12 protein-coding genes and 1 pseudogene are annotated in these 23,046 nt (G+C 59.6%); 5 read left to right on the plus strand and 8 right to left on the minus strand.

Annotation, left to right across the window (positions count from 1 at the left end):
• Positions 1–160: 160 nt before the first annotated feature.
• The 4 genes from QRN50_RS24750 to hrpA form a co-directional block, all read right to left on the minus strand.
• Positions 161–1,288 (minus strand): GNAT family N-acetyltransferase, encoded by a 1,128-nt coding sequence (locus tag QRN50_RS24750; RefSeq protein WP_024651910.1) that lies wholly within the window; start codon positions 1,286–1,288, stop codon positions 161–163.
• Positions 1,289–1,327: 39 nt separating this feature from the next.
• Positions 1,328–6,223: an NEL-type E3 ubiquitin ligase domain-containing protein gene (locus tag QRN50_RS24755; RefSeq protein ID WP_096127397.1), complete on the minus strand. Its 4,896-nt coding sequence runs from the start codon at positions 6,221–6,223 to the stop codon at positions 1,328–1,330.
• A 120-nt stretch (positions 6,224–6,343) separates the two neighbouring features.
• Positions 6,344–7,465: a beta-ketoacyl-ACP synthase III gene (locus QRN50_RS24760; protein WP_011268679.1), complete on the minus strand. Its 1,122-nt coding sequence runs from the start codon at positions 7,463–7,465 to the stop codon at positions 6,344–6,346.
• A 239-nt stretch (positions 7,466–7,704) separates the two neighbouring features.
• The gene (hrpA, locus tag QRN50_RS24765) at positions 7,705–11,616 is read right to left on the minus strand and encodes an ATP-dependent RNA helicase HrpA (RefSeq protein WP_096127403.1); all 3,912 of its coding nucleotides are present in this window, start codon (positions 11,614–11,616) and stop codon (positions 7,705–7,707) included.
• A gap of 173 nt (positions 11,617–11,789) precedes the next feature.
• On the opposite strand from hrpA, the gene QRN50_RS24770 reads away from it, so the two are divergent.
• Together QRN50_RS24770 and QRN50_RS24775 are read left to right on the plus strand one after the other, a co-directional pair.
• On the plus strand, positions 11,790–12,035 hold the full coding sequence (locus QRN50_RS24770) for a type II toxin-antitoxin system Phd/YefM family antitoxin (RefSeq protein WP_003402372.1): 246 nt from the start codon (positions 11,790–11,792) through the stop codon (positions 12,033–12,035).
• Positions 12,025–12,314, plus strand: a pseudogene (locus QRN50_RS24775) (type II toxin-antitoxin system RelE family toxin). Before QRN50_RS24770 ends, QRN50_RS24775 begins: the two are co-directional and overlap by 11 nt.
• Positions 12,315–12,631: 317 nt before the next feature.
• On the opposite strand, the gene fadD1 reads toward QRN50_RS24775, so the two are convergent.
• Positions 12,632–14,323, minus strand: a complete 1,692-nt coding sequence (fadD1, locus tag QRN50_RS24780; protein WP_011268682.1) for a long-chain-fatty-acid--CoA ligase FadD1 — start codon at positions 14,321–14,323, stop codon at positions 12,632–12,634.
• Between the two features lie 355 nt (positions 14,324–14,678).
• Positions 14,679–16,367, minus strand: a complete 1,689-nt coding sequence (gene fadD2 / locus QRN50_RS24785) for a long-chain-fatty-acid--CoA ligase FadD2 (RefSeq protein ID WP_024640260.1) — start codon at positions 16,365–16,367, stop codon at positions 14,679–14,681.
• A gap of 368 nt (positions 16,368–16,735) precedes the next feature.
• Between fadD2 and QRN50_RS24790 the strand changes: the two genes are divergently transcribed.
• Together QRN50_RS24790 and QRN50_RS24795 are read left to right on the plus strand one after the other, a co-directional pair.
• Positions 16,736–17,206, plus strand: coding sequence for a MaoC family dehydratase (locus tag QRN50_RS24790; protein ID WP_003402365.1), 471 nt, complete (start codon positions 16,736–16,738; stop codon positions 17,204–17,206).
• 171 nt (positions 17,207–17,377) lie between these two features.
• Complete coding sequence (locus QRN50_RS24795) at positions 17,378–19,009, plus strand: pectate lyase family protein (protein ID WP_096127398.1); 1,632 nt, start codon at positions 17,378–17,380, stop codon at positions 19,007–19,009.
• A gap of 218 nt (positions 19,010–19,227) precedes the next feature.
• Here the strand turns inward: QRN50_RS24795 and QRN50_RS24800 are convergent, their stop codons facing one another.
• Positions 19,228–19,386, minus strand: coding sequence for a hypothetical protein (locus tag QRN50_RS24800; RefSeq protein WP_011268687.1), 159 nt, complete (start codon positions 19,384–19,386; stop codon positions 19,228–19,230).
• A gap of 100 nt (positions 19,387–19,486) precedes the next feature.
• Positions 19,487–19,828 carry a hypothetical protein gene (locus QRN50_RS24805; RefSeq protein WP_011268688.1) on the minus strand — a complete coding sequence of 114 codons (342 nt, stop codon included), beginning with the start codon at positions 19,826–19,828 and terminating at the stop codon, positions 19,487–19,489.
• A 233-nt stretch (positions 19,829–20,061) separates the two neighbouring features.
• Between QRN50_RS24805 and rapA the strand changes: the two genes are divergently transcribed.
• The gene (gene rapA, locus QRN50_RS24810; RefSeq protein ID WP_024640262.1) at positions 20,062–22,908 is read left to right on the plus strand and encodes an RNA polymerase-associated protein RapA; all 2,847 of its coding nucleotides are present in this window, start codon (positions 20,062–20,064) and stop codon (positions 22,906–22,908) included.
• Positions 22,909–23,046 lie beyond the last annotated feature (138 nt).

The raw sequence follows: 23,046 nt of genomic DNA on the forward strand, positions 1-23,046 counted from the left end.
GTGTACACAGAAGTTGTGTGAGCTTGCTCACGAAGGTGCCAGTGCAGTCGCTGGATGTCTTCTGGGTAGCTACTCACCTGTCGGTCAGGTGTACACCGCACTTGTGGGAGCGAGCTTGCTCGCGAAGAGGCCAGTGCAGTCGCTGAATGTCTTCTGGCCGTTACTCCGTCTGCCGATACGGCAGCGCGCTGCGCGCTTCCTCGGCATAGGCCAGTACGCCGACTCGCTCCTGCTCCAGAAACTCGCTGACCGCGTCTTTCAGGCCTGGGTGCATCAGGTAGTGCCACGAACGGGTGATCTGCGGTTCGAAGCCGCGGATCAGTTTGTGTTCGCCCTGCGCGCCGGCGTCGAATCGTTGCAGACCGTGGGCGATGGCATAGTCCATACCTTGATAGAAACAGGTTTCGAAATGCAGCCGGTCAAACTCGGCCAGGCAGCCCCAGTAGCGCCCATAGAAACTGTCATCGCCAATCAGGCTGAAGGCCATCGCCACAGGCCGTGAGCCCTGCAGCGCGATGACCACACGGATCGATTCGGGCATGCGCTCGGCCAACAGGCTGAAGAACTCACGCGTCAGGTAAGGCGCCTGCCCACGCACCTCGTAGGTATTGGAGTAGCACGCATAAACGAAGTCCCACAGCACTTCGCTCATCTGCGCGCCCTCGAGCCATTCAAACTCGATGCCCTGCCCCGCCACTTGTTCACGTTCCTTGCGCATCTGTTTGCGCTTGCGTGAACTCAATGCGTCAAGAAAGTCCTGAAAGTCCCGGTAACCCCGGTTATGCCAGTGAAACTGGCAACCGATGCGCTGCAACCAGCCCGGCTGGGTTTCAAGCAAGGCATCGGCCGCCGGATCGGTAAAGTTCACGTGTGCGCTCGACAGCCCCTCACGTTGCAGGTATGCCGGCAGCTCGCCGAGCAACTCGATGCCACCCTGAGGCGTCGCGGACAGAATCCGCGAACCGCCGACCGGGCTGAACGGCACGGCGATCAGCAGCTTGGGGTAATAGGCGATGCCGGCGCGACGGCAGGCGTCTGCCCAGGCGTGATCGAACACGTACTCGCCATACGAATGCCACTTTCGGTAGGCTGGCAATGCCGCCACCAACTGATCGTTTTCGTAGTGCAGCACATGTTCGGCACGCCAGCCCGATCGTGGCCCGAGACTGCCGCTGTCCTCCAGCGAGCTGAGAAACGCATGCCGCAGGAATGGCTGATTGCCAGGTACCAGCGCATCCCACTGGGCAGGCGCAACGGTGGCGAGGCTGTCGATTACGTGAACAGGCATGCAGGTTCCCCGATAGGCTGACAGGGTGAAGAATATCCCTTATTGAGGCGTCATGTTCACCGCCTCGGCAATCTGCCTGGAAAGAGTGATCGCGAAATCATTGAGCGCCTGCTCACGCTCACTGGAGATCAAGCCAATCTGCTCGAGGTACTGTTGATCGGATTGCCGGTTTGGCGGCAACTCATCCAGGAGGGTCAGACGCTCGCTGAAGGGCTTCTTTACCCGTTCGAAATCAGAGGCGTAACGAGTTTCCAGATAACTCATCCAGAATTCCCTGGCGACCAGCGACTCGAAAAATGCCCGCGTACTTTCACGCGTGATTATTTCGCTGTGCGCATCCTGCAAATCAGCGTCGGTCACCTTCGCGATATTGCTGAACAGCATGGTTTGGGGCTGACCGGGCAGCTCAAGCCGAGCTTGCAGGCCGATACGGTAGGCCAGGCGTACTTCAGCCTCATCTACCCTGTAGCCGTGCTGCTGGCGAAGAGCAATCTCGCGCAGTGCAATTTTTTCCACCTGATCCAGACGGTCCAGGCTCCGGCTCATCTTGAACAACTCCAGTGGCTGCGCGGCGTGTGGCGTGGACGACATGATCGAGAACACCCGCACGCGTACTTCCATGTCGCCAAAGATCAATGCAAGTCCATCGCCACAGGTCTGAGGGTGGGCGGCAATATCGAATAACTGGAGACGCAACTCTGTACTTGCCGAGGCCGCGTCTATCATTGCCCAGACTCTTGCGGCCAGTGCTTCATGGTGACTTGAAAAATCAGCCGAGTACGTCAGGTCGCCCAGCATCTGAAAAAAGTCCGTAGAACCAGCGCAGGCTCGCAGATCCTGCCAAAGCCTGGTACGCACAGCCGCCTGCTCACTGCTCAGACCTGCAAGCCAGGCGGCACTGCCAGGTCCGGCTTCAAGTGGAGAACGGTTCTGGCTGACACCCAGCCGCGGCCGCGTCCTGCCCTCGAGAAACAGTCTGATGCTAGCCAGCGTTGGCGGAGTCAACGGGTTGCCACTCAAATGCAGGTGAAGGCGGGTGGAACTGAGCGAGCGCTCGATATTATCAAGCTCCTCGATCGATATTTCCGAGATGCGATTATCGCGCACATCCAGACGAATCAAGTCAGACCTGCGCCAATTCCACACTGGCAACGTTTCAATGCCTGTAGAACGCAAAAACAGCATACGTAACGAGTTGAGCGCTGTGAGACGCGCCTGCGATCCAAGCGAACAATAGTTGAGATCAAGAACCTCCAGTCGGCGCAGATTCAGCAAAATGGCGTTGCAGGCGGCTGTCCAGTTCAAGGGGTTATGGTTGAGCGACAGCTCTGTAAGCAGTGTCATTCTTCCTATCGACTCTGGCAGGGATTGCAGTTCATTGAAGCCCAGGCCCAACGACCGCAGGTTAGGGAAGTTGTTCAGCAATGCATCGACATGTGCAGGGGTAAGCTGCATGTTCCGCGCTTTCAACTCAGCCACATGGCCAAAGCTGGCGGTTATATCCGGTATTTGCTCTACTCGCAGGTTATCCAGATCAAGCGTGTAGCCTAAAAACTCCCCCTGAAGACTGATGCTGTGAACGCTGAGTCTTCTCCAGCAGCCATGAAGGCGCCTCGCCGCGACCTCCCTTGACCTGCGCTGCAACGAGGACGTCGCTTGCGCTATCCAGGCATCCAGAGTGTTTTGCAGGGTGCGTAATTCATCAGCAAGACCGCGCAGCCTTCGCTTGACGAACCGGGGCAGTTGCCTGGCCGACCCGGTGTGTTCGGCGCGCAACTCGTCAAGGAAGCTCGCCACCTGAGCATCGGAAAAGTCCGGGTATAAACTTTTCACGGCAAGCTCCGGCGAGTGGCTGGACGCGCCAATACCCAGGCGACGAAACAAGCCGCGCAACCGTCCACTCAAGGGATAGCCAATGCGGCCATGGGGCAGGCGTTGCGGCCATTTGATACCCGGCTTGATCGGCTGCAATTGCAGAACGGCAGCCATCCGCTCACGTCGCTGAACCGCCGTATTGCGCAACAGACTGCGCAGTTGCGGCTCATCCGCGCCAGCTGGTAACTGAATGTCGAGCCGTACCTGTTCGGGAAGCGCCTGCAACAACGCCCTGAAAAACTGCTGATCGACCTCGCCGAGCGGCTCACCTGACGGTTCGAAACACTGGATCCCCGCTTCGGTGCTGACCAGCAGCCGATGCATTGAGGCCTGATCGCTGTCGAGACTGGCGATTTCGTCGCCCTCCAGCGAGTCCTTCAACAGATCGATCGAAACCTCACCCCGCCAGCCTGGCAGGTACTGCAGCATGCCCAGCGCCGCAGCCTGCGTGTCCAGATTGTCGGTTACCGCCCGATAGAAGCCTTCGGTGGCGCGGTTTATCCGCAGTTGCTGCTGATACTCGCGGGCATGCTCGGCCAGCGCCAGAGGAATGCGTTTTTCCGTGGTCATTCGCGCTTTGTCTGCATCGCTGGCCATGCCGATAAGTTCGAGCGCCACGCTGCTCGGCAAGCTGCCGAAGTCGCGCTGTATCAGTTGCACATGCGGGTCGTCGCTGCGACCTTCGAGCAGTTGAACGTCATCCAGCAGGCGTCCCACATGCGTCTGAGCGTAACCGGCCAGATAGCGTTTGAAGCCGCGCAGTTGAACGACCTTGTCGGCACTGTCGCTCCCGGTCAGGCGAGTGACTTCATCGGCGGGCAGACTTTCCAGCAATTGGCCAAGCACCTGACTGAGGTGCCCGGTCGGCCCGGCGACATGGGACGACAGCGTCATCTGCGATCCCGCGTTCCACGCTTCCAGCAGCGCCCCTTGCGCGTCGAGCAGTAACAGGCCGCGGGTCTCATGCCAGCGTGGTGACGACACCAGCAGTTTCAGCCACGGCCCAAGATGAGCAACATGAACCTGCGGCACATCATCGGCCTTCAGGGCTTCGATACAGACGTGCAACTGCCGTTCTGTTGCAACGCGCTGAATGGCGTCTTTCAGCAAGGCCGGAGGCCGGAGGTTTTCGACATGTATCTGACGCAGCAAGGCCTCGTTGGCGCCGGTAATGTGCAGGACTTTGTGAATGTCTTCTTCCGGCAGCGCATGACACGTCGGGTTCAGGCGCCTGAACGCCGTTACCTCGTCCCACCCCATGGGGTTTTCCCATTCATGGCGCCATGCGCCAGCACCGTTGTGCTTGAGCCTTGGCGCGTACGAACGCTCATTCACCGGATGCCTGACGCGCCATTGGCTGCCGTCTGCATCGGACTCGACGCAATACAGTTTGCCGTCCAGTGGCAGCCAGGTCTTGCCGTCGTGCTCATAAAGCCCAAGGGCGTTGCTGCTCAGGTTGTCGGGCAGGGAGACCGTATGGGCATAGGCATCGATGCTCGGCTTGCCGAGGCGCACCGCCCCATCGACACGCCTTTGCACCAGACTTTCGATGAACATCGAGGGTTGCAGCCCGTTCACCGCAGCCACGACGCCGCCTGCCACCAGCATCTGTGCAACGTTTTCGCCGATGTCGTAGACATGTTGCATGGCGTCTTCGACTTCATCGTGCGTCCAGTCTTCGTAAGCAACGAACGCTTCGCTGGCAAGCTGATAAAGGGCGACCACGGACATGATTTCACCCAGCACCGGCACAAAGAACCCGGCCACGTTGAGCAGGTTCATGCCGTTGTTTTCAAGGCTTTCGATCAGTGCATCGTGAGCCTGCTGGTCGACCTGTGCGGATGGCACCGCGATTACTTTTGAGTCGTCATAGGTTTTGGCCAGCAACTGCTCGTACAGCCGCTCGAACGGTGGCTTCGAGAATGGCTGTGCCTGCACGACCAGGTCGGCGTCGGGGTCCAGCGTGCGGTCCCCGGCGGGATACAGCCGCGCATCCAGTTTGGCAAAAAATACCGGAGCCTGGCCGAGACTGACGAAACGACTGAAGTAGCGTCGATAGTGCCTGCTGTCCAACGCCGTCACCAGCCAGGCGTTGAAGGCCCGCAGCGACGCAAACTGCTTGACCGGATGCGCAGGCTCGGCAGGCAGGTAGACCAGACAAGGACCGTCATCGGGCTTGGCGCCGTCCTGCTGTATCAATAAGGCACCCTGTAACAGCGAGCCTGAAAACGTGTAGGTATCGAGCATGTGCAACTGGCAATAGCGCACGCCCTTGCCATCCCAGCGTGGCTGGTCAACGGACTTCACCATGTCCAGCAGGGTCTGGTACGCCGCGTCAGTGATATCGCCTTTCATCATGGCGATATGCGCAAGCACCTCGACGGCGGCCCGCTCGCTGTCCATGAACGCGCTGGCAACCGCTTGCGCAGCCGGGCCTGGCGGCTTGAACACGCTGTCCAGGTGGGTCTGATACTGACGGCCCAGATCCAGTTCATGGCAAAAATCAGCGAACTGCTCAAGATCGATCGCCTGACGGTCCCGGTATTCGACCTTGTAGCGGCGTTCGGCGCTGTCGATCAGCCAGTAACGCAGGCCCCCTGTACGCAGGATTGCCGAGTAGGGATCGAAGCGGCTTCTGTTGCTCGGAGCGAAGTTCTGCAAGGCTGCCTGAAGCAAAGTCTGCTCGAGCGGAGCCGGGTTCCAGGTGCTGTCGTAGCGCCAGGTCATCAGTTGAAAGGCTTCAACGTCGAGGTCGAGCTGGAAACGTTCGACAAACGCTTTCGACAGCAAGGGGGCTGCAAATTGCTGCGCCGATAACAGGCGGGCGCGCACTGGCTCCAGCGCCTGCGCGTAACGCCGTGCGCTTTGCTGGCTGGCATGCAGTGTCTGGCGCAATACCGTGGGCGCACCCACATACCAGTCTGGCAAGTTGAGCCTGATGAATTCGCTGTTGACGTGCTCCGCTTCGAACGGGGCGCAATCCTGTGGTCGGGGCGTTACAGAGGCGTGTGCAACGGACGATTCTATGGTTTCAAAAGGGTTGTATCTGAAGGTGAACATGGTCGATACCGCTAATGGCTTTGTGAATAGCCAATACGATAAAGACCCAACGGCCTGCACATGACATAACGGGATATGACAGGTAGCGCCCGTCTCGAGAGCGCTACCCGTCGAACGCGATCAGCGCTTGCGCAGGATCACGCTGCCGATCGAGTAACCGGCGCCGAACGAACTGAGTACCGCCAGCGCGCCTTGCGGCAAGTCATCCTGGTAGGTGTGAAACGCAATCACCGAACCCGCGGAGCTGGTATTGCCGTAGGTGTCGAGAATCACCGGCGCTTCTTCGACCGTGGCGTCGCGGCCCAGCAGCTTCTTGACGATCAGATGGTTCATGCTCAGGTTGGCCTGATGCAGCCAGAAGCGTTTGACGTCGGTGATGTTGATGCTGTTGTCCTGCAAATGCGCAGCGACCAGTTCGGCGACCATCGGGCACACTTCGCGGAAGACCTTGCGGCCTTCCTGCACGAACAGCTTGTCCGGCGCGTTCTGGCCCTCGTCCGAGGTACGGTTGAGGAAGCCGAAATTGTTGCGGATGTTGTTGGAAAACTGGGTCAGCAAACGGGTGCTGACGATATCGAACTGATAAGGCGACGTGGCAAGGTCGGCGCGCTCGACCACCACCGCCGTGGCGCCGTCACCAAAGATGAAGTGGCTGTCACGATCCCGGAAATTAAGGTGCGCGGTGCAGATTTCCGGGCTGATCACCAGCAAGGCGCGGGCCTGCCCCAGTTGCACGCTGTTACAGGCTGCCTGAATGCCGAAGGTGGCCGAGGAACAGGCCACGTTCATGTCAAACCCGTATCCGGCGACACCCAGCGCCTGCTGAATCTCGATGGAGACCGCCGGGTAGGCCCGCTGCAGGTTGGAGCAGGCAACGATTACACCGTCGATGTCGGCTGCGGTTTTGCCGGCGCGTTGCAGCGCCTGTCTGGCGGCAGCTACACCCATCTCACAGAGGATCGACCACTCGTCATTGCTGCGCTCCGGCAGGTTGGGCTTCATGCGCTGCGGATCGAGAATGCCCTGCTTGTCCATGACGAAACGGCTTTTGATACCCGAAGCCTTCTCGATGAAAGCGGCGCTGGATTCACTCAGTGCCTGCACTTCGCCACGTTCGATAGCGGCGGCGTTATCGCTGTTGAACTGTGCAACATAGGCATTGAAAGACTGCACCAGCTCTTCGTTGGAGATGCTGTTGGCCGGGGTAAACAGGCCTGTGCCGCTGATGACGACGTTGTGCACGGTCGTTCCTCTCTTATTGGTTGCAGGTAATGACCTGCTCAGGCACGGCAACTGAAGGCCCACTGTTTTCCGGACCGACGTACCCGTGCGACTGTAAAAGCTGCCCGCAACAGGCAGCAGCATTTCATGACACGGTGAAGACAGGCGCGGAGTGTGCCACAGAGCCCGGTTTTGGCGCTATCGGGCCAATGAATATAGGCACGACAGGCGCCCTTTACTTCGCGGCGTGAAGCCGCGGATCAGCTCTCCACCTGACTCCACTGCTTGCTCAACCGTTTGTCCGACACCGGCATTTTTGTGCCCAGTTGCTGGGCGAACAGCGAGACGCGGTATTCCTCCATCCACCAGCGGTACAGGGCCAGTTCCGGGTCGCGCTTGCCCTCTTGAGCGTGCTTGTCGGCGCGCGCCTGGTATTGCGCCCACAGACCTGCAAGCTCGATGCTCCACACCCGATCCTTCTGCACCTGAGCCGGGAGTTTTTCCAGACGCATCTCGATGGCCTTGAGGTAACGCGGCAGTTCCTTGAGCCATACCGCCGGGGTCTCGCGAACGAATCCGGGGTACACCAGCTTGCTCAGTTGCGCCTTGATGTCGTTGAGTGCAACGGCCTGGGACAGGTCGATCTTGCCTTTGAAGCGCTTTTGCAGACCGTGCCACAGCTTGAGGATTTCCAGCGTCAGCTTCGCGAGCCGCTCGGCATGCTCGGTCCAGTCGGCGCGCTTGCGTTCAGCCAGTGACAGCAGACCGGCACCGTCGCGCGGCAATTCGGCCTCACCTTCCAGCACGCAACTGTCGAGACTGGCCAGCAGGATGTCTTCGATCAACGCATCGATGCGCCCCAGTTCGCGATGCAGCAAGGCCAGCTCGGTCTGCCCCGGCAATTTGTTGCGCAGAAACCTGGCGGGTTCGGCCAGCTGCTGCAACAGCAAACGCTGCAAGGCACGACGATGCTGATACTCGGCCTCGGCCTGGGTCGAGAAGCGGCCTTCCTTGACCGCGCCGCCCTCTTCGACCAGCGCCGGATAAACCGTCATCGACAGCCCGGCGATGTTCTGCTGGGTTTTCTGCGCCACTGCTGCAAAGGCCTTGGCCTGCACCGGTTGCTGGCTCTTCGCGGTTTGCGGCACGGCCAGCGCGGCCTGGCTCGCCTCGGCGAAGCGCGCGGTCAGCTCGGCCAGATCACGTCCCTCACCGAGAAACTTGCCGCCGCCATCGACGATTTCCAGGTTCATCTTCAGGTGGCCTTCAAGCTGCTGCGCCGCCTCGGTCCAGGCCTCGTCGCTGACCCGCACGCCGGTCATGCGCAGCAGTTCACGGCCCAGCGCCTGAGGCAACGAGCCCTCGCCGAAGGTGATGCGCTGCAACGCCGCCTTGATGAAATCCGGGACCGGCACGAAGTTCTTGCGCACCGCCTTGGGCAGGTTGCGGACCAGCGCGATGCATTTGCTCTCGAGCAACCCCGGCACCAGCCACTCAAGACGCTCGGCAGGCAGCGACAGCAACAACGGCGCGGGAACACGCAAGGTCACGCCGTCACGCGGGTGATTGGGTTCGAAGTGGTAGCTCAGCGACAGGCTCAGGTCGCCCAGACGCAAGGTGTCCGGATATTGCGCGGCGGTGACTTCGCTGGCCTCACGGGCCAGCACGTCCTCTTCGCGCATGATCAGCAGCTGCGGATTCTTCTGGCTTTCGGTCTTGTACCAGCTGTCGAACGTGGCCGTCTGATGAATCTCGGCCGGAATACGTGCTTCATAGAAGCTGTACAAGGTGTCTTCGTCAGCCAGAATATCGCGACGCCGAGCCTTGGCTTCCAGTTCGTCGAGCTGTTCCAGCAAACGGGTATTGGCGCTCAGGCACTTGGCCCGCGACAGGATATCGCCACGCACCAGGCCTTCACGAATGAACAGCTCGCGCGAAACCACCGGGTCGATCGGCCCGAAATGCACCGGGCGACGGCCCACCACGATCAGGCCGAACAGCGTGATCTGTTCGAACGCCACGACCTGTCCGCGCTTCTTCTCCCAGTGCGGCTCGAAGTGATTTTTCTTGATCAGATGGCCGGCCAGCGGCTCGATCCAGTCCGAATCGATCTTGGCAACCATGCGCGCGTACAGTTTGGTGGTCTCTACCAATTCGGCGGTCATCAACCACTGCGGACGCTTCTTGCCCAACCCGGAGGACGGGTGAATCCAGAAGCGCCGTTGCCGTGCGCCCAGGTAATCGCCCTCGTCAGTCTTTTGCCCGATCTGGCTCAACAGGCCGGAAAGAATGGCCTTGTGGAATTTCGGGTAATCGGCCGGCTCCTTGTTGACCGTCAGTTGCAGGTCGCGACAGATCAGGCTCAATTGCCGATGGGAATCGCGCCATTCACGCAGGCGCAGGTAATTCAGAAAATTGCGCCGGCACCAGTTACGCAGCGGGCTGGCGGTCAGGGTCTGGCGCTGCTCTTCGAAGCCGCGCCATAGATTGACCATCCCGGCGAAGTCCGAGTCGGCGTCCTTCCATTGCGCGTGGGCCTGATCCGCAGCCTGCTGACGCTCGGGCGGGCGCTCGCGCACGTCCTGTACCGACATGGCGCTGGCGAAGATCAGCACTTCCTGCAGACTGCCCTGCTTCGCCGCTTCCAGCAGCATGCGACCCATACGCGGGTCAACCGGCAGACGCGCCAGTTGGCGGCCCAGCGGGGTCAGCTGATTTTCGCGATTGACCGCCGAAAGCTCCTGCAACAGGTTGAAGCCGTCGCTGATTGCCTTGCCGTCCGGCGGCTCGATGAACGGGAAGTCGGTGATCTCGCCCAGGCGCAAGTGCAGCATCTGCAGGATGACTGCGGCCAGGTTGGTGCGCAGGATCTCGGGGTCGGTAAACTCCGGCCGACCGTTGAAATCCTCTTCGCTATAGAGACGCACACACAGGCCGGGCTCGACCCGCCCGCAACGGCCCTTGCGCTGGTTGGCACTGGCCTGCGACACCGCCTCGATCGGCAGGCGCTGGACCTTGGCGCGATAGCTGTAGCGACTGATGCGCGCCGTACCGGTGTCGATCACATAGCGGATGCCCGGCACGGTCAGCGAAGTTTCAGCGACGTTGGTAGCCAGCACCACACGCCGACCGGGATGCGATTGAAAGATACGCTGCTGCTCGGCCGGCGAGAGGCGCGCGTAGAGCGGCAGAATCTCGGTGTGCTTGAGTTGCGCCTTGCGCAGCACCTCGGCGGCATCACGGATCTCGCGCTCGCCGGGCAGGAACACCAACACATCACCCGGGCTCTTGCGCTCGCTGCGCTCAAAGGCCGCCAGTTCGTCCAGCGTGGCCAGAATCGCCTGATCGACGGTCAGGTCCTCTTCGACGCTGTTGCCGTCTTCGTCCTGCTCGCTGGTCAGCGGTCGATACCAGACGTCCACGGGGAAGGTACGCCCGGACACTTCGATCACTGGCGCATCGTTGAAGTGCTCGGAAAAGCGCTGCAGGTCGATGGTCGCGGAGGTGATGATGACCTTCAGGTCCGGACGGCGCGGCAGCAGGGTTTTCAGGTAACCCAGCAGGAAATCGATGTTCAGGCTGCGTTCGTGGGCTTCGTCGACGATGATCGTGTCGTAGCGCTCAAGAAAGCGGTCGTGCTGGGTTTCGGCCAGCAGAATCCCGTCGGTCATCAGCTTGATCAGGGTGTTGCTGTCGCTCTGGTCCTCGAAACGCACTTGATAGCCGACCAGCGCACCGAGGGGCGTGCCGATTTCCTCGGCAACCCGGCTGGCCACGCTGCGCGCAGCGATCCGGCGCGGCTGGGTATGACCGATCAGACCGTGCTGACCGCGACCGATTTCCAGGCAGATCTTCGGCAACTGGGTGGTTTTCCCGGAGCCGGTCTCGCCGGCAATGATCAGCACCTGGTGCTTGAGCAGCGCCTCCTTGATCTCGTCACGCTTGGCCGCGATGGGCAGGTTATCGTCATAACGGATCGCCGGCACACTCTCGCGCCGCGCCGTGACCTGCGCGCAGGATGCCTGCACCCGCGCAACCCACTGCGCCAGCTTCGCCTCGTCGGGTTTTTTGCGCAGATCGTGCAACTGACGGCGCAGACGATGACGTTCGCTGATCATCGCGTGGTCGAGGTTTTTCAGAAGTTGGTCGATAGAGGGCGATTCGTCGGTCATCAGGCGCGCAGGGTCTTTTTTCAAATGGCAGATGCGGATTGTCGCAGATTGCGGTGGGTCGTGACGATGGTCTGAGGATTGGGCGGTCTATGACGGCAACGACGCAGCATCTTCTCTCTTGCACCAGCGCATCAAAAAAGACCAAAATAGAGCACTAACTGGAGTCCTAAATCATGCAAAGCATCCTTGCAGATGTCGCGGTCAGCGTCTCTGAACTCAAGAAAAATCCGTCAGCGGTCCTGAGTGGCGCTCATGGTTTACCTGTGGCCGTCCTTAATCACAATAAAGTCATGGGCTACATGGTCCCTGCCGAGGTGTTTGAAGCAATGATGGAGAGGCTTGATGACCTTGATCTGGCCGAGCTGATCAAATCTCGCCAACATGAAAAGCCGGTGTCGGTAGATATAGATGACCTTTAAGCTTGAATTTCTGCCCTCGGCCTTGAAGGAGTGGGAAAAACTGGGCCATACCATCCGTGCTCAGCTCAAGAAAAGCTTCTCGAACGACTCGGACTACCAAGAATTCCAGGCGATGCGCTTCATGGCATGCCAGATCATTACAAAATCAAACTGCGCAGTGCAGGATACCGACTCGTCTATCGAGTCGAGGAAGATAGGGTAGTGGTAACCGTCGTTGCGGTAGGCAAGCGCGAGCGCGGGAATATTTATGATTCGGCCAAAGGCAGGCTTGGCCCTTGAGGTGCAGTGCATCTGCATTACACATCGGCATCCTGCAACACGCTCGGACAGGACGCAGAGCGTCAGGAAAGGCATTCACATGCGGAGCGTGAGGAACGAGAGGTGTCCGGGAGAACACTTCTCGTGGCTATGCATGGGGCGAGCGCTATCGCGATCTGAAAGGGTCAGTCCAATCGCTGAAAATGCATCGCATGGACGCACCGTCTTCGCGAACAAGTTCGCTCCTACAAAAGCCCTGCTCTGCACTCATCGAGATTTTTATATAACGATGAGCGCCTGGCGTGAGAATGAACGTCAATCCGGTTTCGGGCCTGCTCTTACTTCTTCACACCCAGTTTCTTCAATTCCTCATCACGCAGCTCGCGACGCAGGATCTTGCCGACGTTGGTGGTTGGCAGCACGTCGCGGAATTCGACGCTGCGCGGCACTTTGTAGCCGGTCAGGTTGGCGCGCATGTGCGCCATGACCTGTTCCTTGGTCAGGGTAACGCCGGGTTTGGCCACCACGAAGACCTTGATGGTCTCGCCCGACTTCTCGTCCGGGACGCCGATCGCCGCGCACTGAAGCACGCCGGGAAGTGTCGCCAGTACGTCTTCCAGTTCGTTGGGGTACACATTGAAACCGGAGATCAGGATCATATCTTTCTTGCGATCGACAATCCGGATGTAGCCGTCAGGCTGGATGATCGCGATGTCGCCGGTCTTCAGCCAGCCTTCGCTGTCGATCATTTCATCGGTCGCTTCCTGGCGCTGCCAGTAGCCTTTCATGACCTGCGGCCCCTTGATGCACAGCTCGCCGGTTTCACCGAATGCCAGCTCATTGCCCGCATCGTCGATGACCTTGCACAGGGTCGACGGCACGGGAATGCCGATGCTGCCCATCTGCACGTACTGAGAAGGATTGACCGTGGCCACCGGACTGGTCTCGGTCATGCCATAGCCTTCGCAGACCTGGCAGCCCGTCACCTGCTTCCAGCGCTCGGCGGCGGCCTGCTGCAAGGCCATGCCGCCGGACAAGGTGACTTTCAACGCCGAGAAATCGAGGTTGCGGAAGCCGTCGCTATTGCACAGGGCCACGAACAGCGTGTTAAGACCGACAAAGCCGCTGAACTTCCATTTCGAAAGTTCCTTGACCATGGCCGGCAGGTCACGCGGGTTGCTGATCAGGATGTTGTGATTGCCAAGCAGCATCATCGCCATGCAATGAAAGGTGAAGGCGTAGATGTGATACAGCGGCAGCGGCGTGATGATGATTTCACAGCCTTCGTCCAGGTTGGACGCCATCAGCGCCCGGCATTGCAGCATGTTGGCGATCAGGTTGCGGTGCGTCAGCATTGCCCCCTTGGCCACCCCGGTGGTGCCGCCGGTGTACTGCAGCACGGCAACGTCGACGCTGCCGGGCGACACGTCGGTCACTGGCTGACCACGGCCCTTGCCCAGCACATCGTTGAATTTGATGGCCTTGGGCAAGTGATAGGCCGGAACCATTTTCTTCACGTACTTGATGACGCTGTTGATCAGCAAGCGCTTGAACGGTGACAGCATGTCGGCCACTTCGGTGACAATCACCTGCCTGATCTGCGTCCTGGGTACGACCTTCTCGGCCAGATGGGCCATGTTTGCCAGACACACCAGCGCCTTGGCACCGGAGTCATTGAACTGGTGTTCCATTTCCCGCGCGGTGTACAGCGGGTTGGTGTTGACCACGATCAGCCCGGCGCGAATCGCACCGAAGACGGCAATCGGGTACTGCAATACGTTGGGGAGCTGCACGGCGATACGGTCGCCCGGCTGCAGGTCGGTATGTTGCTGAATCCAGGCGGCAAACGCGCCGGACAGCTCATACAGCTCACCGTAGGTGATGGTCTTGCCCAGATTGCTGAACGCCGGCTTGTCGGCGAAGCGCTGGCAGGACTGCTTCAGGACCGCCTGGACGTTAGGGTACTCGTCGGGGTTGATATCGGCAGGGATACCGGACGGGTACTTGTCCTTCCAGAAGTTATCAATCATTCAGTCGGCTCCGTAGCGATAGCGAATTCTTCACATCGCCTGAAGCGATGATTTTCTTGTGCTTGGAATTATGCAGTAGACGCTTTTTCCGCTTTATGACTGATCAAAAAGCGCGCCGAGAGTAGCAGCTTTGCCAAACGTCGACTAGAGGCAGAAGCAGGCCGCACAGTCACCAATAAGACCAGAAAATCACATCTGGTCACTTTTAATGCATTTAATAAAAACCTCATCACTGCCTCAAAAGCACCGGACCAGAGCGGCCAGTCAGCATAATCGCCTGTTTCCGAAAAAAATCGACCCCGTTTGCAGCGGTCTGCGAACGGGGCCAGGTACACAGATGGAGACGATTAAAGGGTCAGGCGATGTCACGAAGCTCGCGGCGCAGAATCTTGCCCACCGGGGTCATCGGCAATGAATCACGCAGAACGATCTGCCTGGGCACCTTGTAGCCGGTGAAATTCTCTTTGCAGAAGGCCTTGAGCTCTTCAATGCTCAGCCCCGGGTCTCGCGCCACCACGAACAGCTTCACAGCCTCCCCCGAGCGCTCGTCCGGCACGCCGATACAGGCGCAGTTGGCGACTTTCGGATGAGCCATGACCACGTCTTCGATTTCGTTGGGGTAGACGTTGAAACCGGACACGATGATCAGGTCTTTCTTGCGGTCGACGATACTGACAAACCCGTCAGCGCCAATCACGGCAATATCACCGGTCTTGAACCAGCCTTCGGCATCCAGGCACTCGGCCGTGGCATCAGGCTGGTTCCAGTAGCCTTTCATGACCTGCGGCCCCTTGATGCACAGCTCGCCACGCTCGCCGAAAGGCAACTCGACGCCATTGTCATCGATGACTTTCATGGCGGTGCCGGGCACGGGAATGCCCACGGTTCCCAGACGCGCCAGCGCGCCGTAGGGATTGGCACTGGCAACAGGCGACGTCTCGGTCAGGCCGTAACCTTCGACGATCGTGCAGCCGGTGATCTGCGCCCAGCGCTCGGCCGTGGCCTTGACCAGTGCAGTGCCGCCGGAGTTGGTGCTTTTCAGCGCCGAGAAATCCAGTTTTTTGAATTCCGGATGGTTCATGAGCGCCACGAACAGTGTGTTGAGGCCGATCATGGCAGTGAACTGCCACTTGCCCAGTTCCTTGATGAAGCCGCCGATATCGCGAGGATTGGTGATCAGGATGTTGTGATTGCCGCTGATCATCATGCACATGCAGTTCGCCGTGAACGCGTAGATGTGATAGAGCGGCAGCGGCGCGATCATCACCTCTTTGCCTTCTTCAAACAGCGATCCGCCTTGCGGCCCTTGCTGACGCATGCAGGCGTAGACCTGCTGCATGTTGGCGACCAGATTGCCATGGGTGAGCATCGCGCCCTTGGCCAGCCCCGTGGTGCCACCGGTGTACTGCAGAACGGCAACATCCTGCAGACCTCGCGGTACGACCTGCATGCGGCTGTCACGCCCCAGGCGCAGCGCCCGCTTGAAGCCGACGGCCTGAGGCAGATGGAATTCAGGGACCATCTTCTTGACCTTGTCGACGATGGTATTGACCAGCCAGCCCTTGGCCGCCGACTGCATGTCGCCCATTTTCACTTCGATCAGGTATTCGATGGCCGTGTCCGGCAGCACTTCCTGCACCAGCTTGCCGAACAGGTTGAGGTAAACCAGCGCCCGGGCACCGGAGTCCTTGAATTGATGGCGCATCTCGCGCGCGGTGTACAGCGGGTTGGTATTGACCACCGTCAGACCGGCACGCATCGCACCGAATACGGCGATCGGATACTGCAGGATATTGGGCATCTGTACGGCAATGCGGTCACCCGGCACCAGTTGCGTGTGCTGCTGCAAATACGCGGCGAAGGCGGCAGAGTGACGCTCGAGCTCCGCGTAGGTCAGCGTCACGCCCATGTTGCTGAACGCAGGTCGGTCGGCGAATTTCCTGCAGCAGCGCTCGAACACATCGACGACCGATTGGTAGGTCTGCAGATCCACCTCGGCGTCGACACCCGCCGGACGCTTGTCATCCCAGAAGTCAGCTTGCATTATTTTTATCCTTTTTCCCTGCATAGGTCTGGGCGGACGTTAGCAGTTAAAGTGCCGCAGGCAAATAATCGTCCGGGCCTCATCAGCAGCATGAATCTTGTCTCTGTTCAGACTGAAATCCGTCGCCGGCGATACACTGCCCAAGGCAATCGGGCTGGCAAAGACACTTGCCCGATAGCGCAATAGCTGTATTCACACAACGTTTGCTTATTATTTGCCTTGAATGTGATCCGGGGAGCGCCAGCAAGCGTCTGAATGATCTTGTCCGCGCATTGGCGGCGACAGGTCATCAAGTGTTACAAATCGAGGCCAGGTCGGATTGCACGAACCGGCGCGCTTCAATTCATTTTTATTGTCAGGACAGCCACATGACTCAAGTCACCAACACGCCTTACGAAGCCCTTGAAGTCGGTCAGACCGCCAGCTACAGCAAGACAGTGGAAGAGCGTGATATTCAACTGTTCGCCGCCATGTCCGGTGACCACAACCCGGTCCACCTGGACGCCGAATACGCCGCCAAGACCATGTTCAAGGAGCGTATTGCCCACGGCATGTTCAGTGGCGCGCTGATCAGTGCGGCGGTTGCGTGCGAGTTGCCTGGCCCCGGCACCATCTATATCGGTCAGCAGATGACCTTCCTCAAGCCGGTAAAACTGGGCGATACCCTGACTGTGCGCCTGGAAATCCTGGAAAAACTGCCGAAGTTCCGCGTGCGCATCGCCACCCGCGTTTTCAATCAGAACGATGAGCTGGTTGTAGACGGCGAAGCCGAGATTCTCGCCCCGCGCAAGCAGCAGACCGTCGACCTGACCGTATTGCCCGAGATCACTTTCGGCTGATACCGCGCACGGGCGTGCGCCACGCAGCGCGCATGCCCGACTCGCCAGTGGCCTGAACAAAAAATTCATGATGCACCCGGAACTGCTTTCCTGCGCTTTCCACTCAGGGAACCAGTAGCGCTCCCTTATCCGGGTCACGAATTGTTCATCCCACAGGCGGGGAAATCAGCCATGAATACGATCAACAGAAACTACTACCCCGTCTCCGGGGTTCCTGCGCAGGACGCCCCGGCACAGACCGATCAACTGCAGCCCCAAGGCCAGGGCATCAAGCCGGGCCACAATAGCAACCTGATCGACTTCGGCCTGACACAGCAGGCCAATGGCCCGCACTCCTCGCTGAATACCCTGGGCTCCAGAGTCCAGCCGACTGACACGAACACGTCTTCAAACATGCTGGGTGGCAACGGTGAGCAGGTACTGAACAAACTTGTGCAAGCGATCCGCAACATCCTCAACAACCTGCTCTCGCTGCTGGAAGGAAATCTACACAACGGCTCTGGGCCTGCACAGCCTCAACGCGATCAGACGCCGACGCTCGCTCAATCGCCCTCTTCCTCCTCCCCTTCCTCGTCGCCGCCTTCAACACCTCAGGGCAACGCAGAAAAACCCTTTGTGGTGCAGAACGATCACCCTTCAGAAAAACCTGTATCACTGCAAAAGAATACAGAGCCGACGCCCGCTGCGCCGTCACAAACAGCACCCCGGACGACCGAGCGAAGCAGTGCCACCCCAGACAAGACACCCGCCAGACCCGATGCGGTAAACCCGGCAGTGGTCCATGACCTTGCGCTGCCGAAAACTTCGACGGACACCACCGCCAAACCCGATAACACGGTTAACGCAGCCAAAACCGCGACCCCGGCCGCGCATGGCCAGGGCGCGGACATGTCCGGCATCATGGGTTTCGCCAAAGAGGCCAACACCACCGGCGGTAACGGCGGCGAAGTCGTCACGGTCAATACCGTGGCGGACCTCAAGAAGTACATGGAGGACGACAAAGCCCGCACCGTCAAACTGGGGGCCAACCTGTCTGCCGACAGCAAGGTGACCATCAACTTTGGCGCCAACAAGACCCTGCTGGGCACCGACAAGGGCAACAGCCTGCACAACATCTACCTGGCCAGCGGCAAGACCGCCAGCAATGACATCTTCCAGAACCTGAACTTCGACCACGACAGCCGTTATCGCGAAAACGGTGACATGCAGATGTTCATCAGCAGCGGTCAGAAATACTGGATCGACCACAACACCTATTCAGGCACCAAGGATCAGAACGCCAAAGGCCTGGACAAGCTGCTGTATGTCGGCGGGACGGCAGACAACGTCAGCCTGACCAACTCTAAATTCCAGAACAACGAATACGGCGTGATTCTTGGTCAGCCGGACGACTCCGCTCAAGCCAAGGCCGAGTACAAGGGCTACCCGCGCATGACCATCGCCAACAATGTGTTCAGCAACCTTGATGTTCGCGCACCCGGCCTGATGCGTCATGGGCAATTTGATGTGCTCAACAACTCGATCGACAACTTCCATCTTGGCTTCACCGCGACGGGGGATGCGACCATCCTTTCGCAGGACAACTATTTCGCGAAAGGCGTGGATGTTTCCGACAAGGCCAGCAACTCCGGCGTGCTGGATGACTATGGCGATGCGCACTTCAAGGACATCGGCAGCAATGTCAGCTTCACCCAGAAGTCAGCGGTGACCGCGTGGACGCCGAGCTATCAGCGCGACATCAAGACCGCCGAAGCCGCCAGAGCCTATGACCAGGCCAATGCCGGCGCCAAAACCGTGAGCTGATAGCGCGCGGCGCTCGATGCAGGGCGCGGCATGCAGACGAAAAAAAGGGCGACCGAAGTCGCCCCAAGTGCCTTGCGTGCTCATTGAATGCGTGCAGGCGCGTGTCCGCCCACAGCGCATTCGATGGAGCAAGATTAAGGCAGCGTGCATAAAGACGAGTTGATCCAGATCAGCTGTTGTAAAACCAAACTGATCAGATCAAGGGTGCGGCGGCGGGATCAGCGCTTTTTAGGCTTTTTGCCGGACTTTTTCTGCTTGCCCAACGGCATGGCCTGCTCGAAGGCATTGCGTACTTCATTGAGGCGCTTGTCATTCAGATCGTGGATACGCTTGGCGCGCTCGGCACCCAGGTCGATCAGTTGTGCATCGTCGCTCATGGCTTGCGGTTCTCGAACACGGGGAATCAGGACCAATAATGCTCAATCGCGGCAGCCCTGACCAGTCCCGTGACCCGCACAGACATGGGCAGTGCAGCGATCAGATCTGAATATCCACCCAAAGCCCCTGGCGCGGCTCATCGTCGATGAGCGGTACGACGGGTACGGTGTTGTCGGCGTTCAGCGAGTCACCCGGAACCACCAGCCCCTGGTATTCCTCGGCTTCTGCACCGCCATGAGCCTGTTGCTGTTGCTGCTGGCGCTGTTGCTCTTCACGCAACAGCAACGCGCTGCGCTCAGTATCTTCATTGCGCAGATCGATGGAGGTCTCGCTGGAGCTCTGCTGAACCGGCGCTACAGGCGGAATGTCCGGCATGCGTTTGGCCGGATCCAGCTGTGATGTCACAGGCACCACACTTAACGGAAGCATAGGTTGCAGCATGGTTTTATCTCCTCTTACCGGGGTGTCGGCCGTGCACGAGGCAACTTGAACCGGGCTGAAATAGCCAGTAGTGGTTTATAAGATCTTTTTTGACCCCTCTCAGTGAAATAAGTGTCATGGAACCAAAAATTCGATAGGTTCCGGCGCTGACCATGAGTTTTTTCACGCCGCCTTTGGCCTTCGGGGCGCGTTCCGTTAACATACTCAGCTTTTTCAAGCGGGAGACAGGCAGCATGGCGCAGCAGTATCAACCGGGGCAACGCTGGATTAGTGACAGCGAAGCCGAGCTGGGTTTGGGCACCGTTCTGGCACAGGACGGCCGCTTGTTGACCGTGCTCTATCCGGCCACTGGCGAAACACGTCAGTACGCACTGCGTAACGCGCCGCTGACCCGCGTGCGCTTCTCCCCTGGCGACGTGATCACGCACTTCGAAAACTGGAAAATGACCGTTCGCGAAGTCGACGATGTCGATGGCCTGCTGGTCTACCACGGCCTGAACGCACAGAACGAACTGGTCACGCTGCCGGAAACCCAGTTGTCGAACTTCATCCAGTTCCGCCTGGCGACCGACCGTCTGTTCGCCGGCCAGATCGACCAGTTGTCGTGGTTCTCGCTGCGCTACAACACGCTCGAGCATACCAGCCGCCAATTGCAGTCCTCGCTCTGGGGCCTGGGTGGCGTGCGCGCACAGCCTATCGCCCACCAGTTGCACATCGCTCGTGAAGTTGCAGACCGCATCGCGCCACGCGTTCTGCTGGCCGACGAAGTGGGCCTGGGTAAAACCATCGAAGCCGGCCTGGTGATCCATCGCCAACTGCTGTCGGGCCGCGCCAGCCGCGTACTGATCCTGGTCCCGGAAAACCTCCAGCACCAGTGGCTGGTGGAAATGCGTCGCCGCTTCAACCTGCAGGTCGCACTGTTCGACGCCGAGCGCTTCATGGAAAGCGATGCCGGCAACCCGTTCGAAGACACCCAGCTCGCGCTGGTTGCCCTGGAATGGCTGGTCGAAGACGAAAAAGCCCAGGACGCCCTGTTTGCGGCAGGCTGGGACCTGATGGTGGTTGACGAAGCGCACCACCTGGTCTGGCACGAAGACAAGGCCAGTCGCGAATATTCGCTGGTCGAACAACTGGCCGAAGTCATTGCTGGCGTACTGCTGCTGACCGCGACGCCGGAACAACTGGGCCAGGACAGCCACTTTGCCCGTCTGCGCCTGCTGGACCCGAACCGTTTCCACGACCTCAAGGCCTTCCGTGCCGAGAGCGAGAACTATCGCCCGGTGGCTCAGGCCGTTCAGGAGCTGCTCGACAAGGGCAAGCTGTCCGCAGCAGCACAAGAGACCATTCACGGCTTCCTGGGTGCCGAAGGCGATTCGCTGCTGGCCGCGGTGAATACCGGCGACGAAGAAGCCAAATCGCGTCTGATTCGCGAACTGCTCGACCGTCATGGCACCGGCCGCGTTCTGTTCCGCAACACCCGCGCCGCGGTGCAGGGCTTCCCGGAGCGCAAGCTGCATCAATACCCGCTGCCCTGCCCCGTCGAATACCTCGAATTGCCGGTCGGCGAGCACGCCGATCTTTACCCGGAAGTCAGCTTCCAGTCGCATTCGGACGTCAGTGAAGAAGAGCGCTGGTGGCGCTTCGACCCACGCGTCGACTGGCTGATCGATACCCTGAAAATGCTCAAGCGCGTCAAGGTGCTGGTGATCTGTGCCCACGCCGAAACCGCCATGGACCTGGAAGACGCGCTGCGTGTGCGTTCCGGCATTCCTGCCACGGTGTTCCACGAAGGCATGAACATTCTCGAGCGCGACCGTGCGGCGGCCTATTTTGCAGACGAAGAGTTCGGCGCCCAGGTGCTGATCTGTTCGGAAATCGGCAGCGAAGGCCGCAACTTCCAGTTCTCCCACCATCTGGTCCTGTTCGATCTGCCGTCGCACCCGGACTTGCTGGAGCAGCGTATCGGGCGTCTGGACCGGATCGGCCAGAAGCACACCATCGAGCTGCACGTGCCTTTCCTGGAAACCAGTCCGCAGGCCCGCCTGTTCCAGTGGTATCACGAAGCGCTCAACGCGTTCCTCAATACCTGCCCGACCGGCAACGCCCTGCAGCATCAGTTCGGCCCGCGCCTGCTGCCGCTGCTGGAAAGCGGTGACGACGACGAGTGGCAAACCCTGATCAATGAAGCCCGCAGCGAACGCGAGCGTCTGGAAAGCGAACTGCACACCGGTCGCGACCGCTTGCTGGAGCTCAATTCCGGCGGCGCTGGCGAAGGTGAAGCGCTGGTCGAAGCAATCCTCGATCAGGACGATCAGTTCAGCCTGCCGATCTACATGGAAACCCTGTTCGACGCGTTTGGCATCGACAGCGAGGACCATTCGGAAAACGCCCTGATCCTCAAACCGAGTGAAAAGATGCTCGACGCCAGCTTCCCGCTGGGCGACGACGAAGGCGTGACCATTACCTACGACCGCAATCAGGCGCTGTCCCGCGAGGATATGCAGTTCATCACCTGGGAACACCCGATGGTGCAAGGCGGCATGGACCTGGTGCTGTCCGGTTCGATGGGCAACACCGCCGTGGCACTGATCAAGAACAAGGCGCTCAAGCCGGGCACCGTTCTGCTCGAACTGATCTACGTCAGCGAAGTGGTTGCGCCCCGTTCACTGCAGCTGGGACGTTATCTGCCGCCTGCCGCGCTGCGCTGCCTGCTCGACCCGAATGGCAACGATCTGGCCAGCCGTGTGTCGTTCAACACGCTCAATGATCAGCTCGAAAGCGTGCCCCGTGCCAGCGCCAACAAGTTCATCCAGGCCCAACGTGACCAACTGACCCCGAGGATCAACGCGGGCGAAGAGAAAATCATGCCGAAACACGCCGAGCGCGTCGCCGAAGCGCAGCGTCGCCTGGCAGCCGACACCGAAGAAGAACTGGCCCGCCTGACGGCATTGCAAGCGGTCAACCCGACCGTGCGCGACAGTGAACTGGTGGCTCTGCGCACTCAACGTGAACAGGGTCTGGCCATGCTTGAAAAAGCGGCCCTGCGTCTGGAAGCGATCCGGGTACTGGTCGCAGGCTGAGGCCGGTTACACACCCGCCTGCCACGCCCATGCGCCGCATGGGCATGGCGCTCCTGCTCAGGCTATGACGCAGAGCGTCATGAAAGGCATTCCCACGCTGGAGCGTGAGGAACGATGTGTACCGTAACCAAGCCCATG

The sequence above is a fragment of the Pseudomonas sp. MEJ108 genome, from assembly GCF_030208985.1.
Lineage (GTDB): Bacteria > Pseudomonadota > Gammaproteobacteria > Pseudomonadales > Pseudomonadaceae > Aquipseudomonas > Aquipseudomonas fragariae.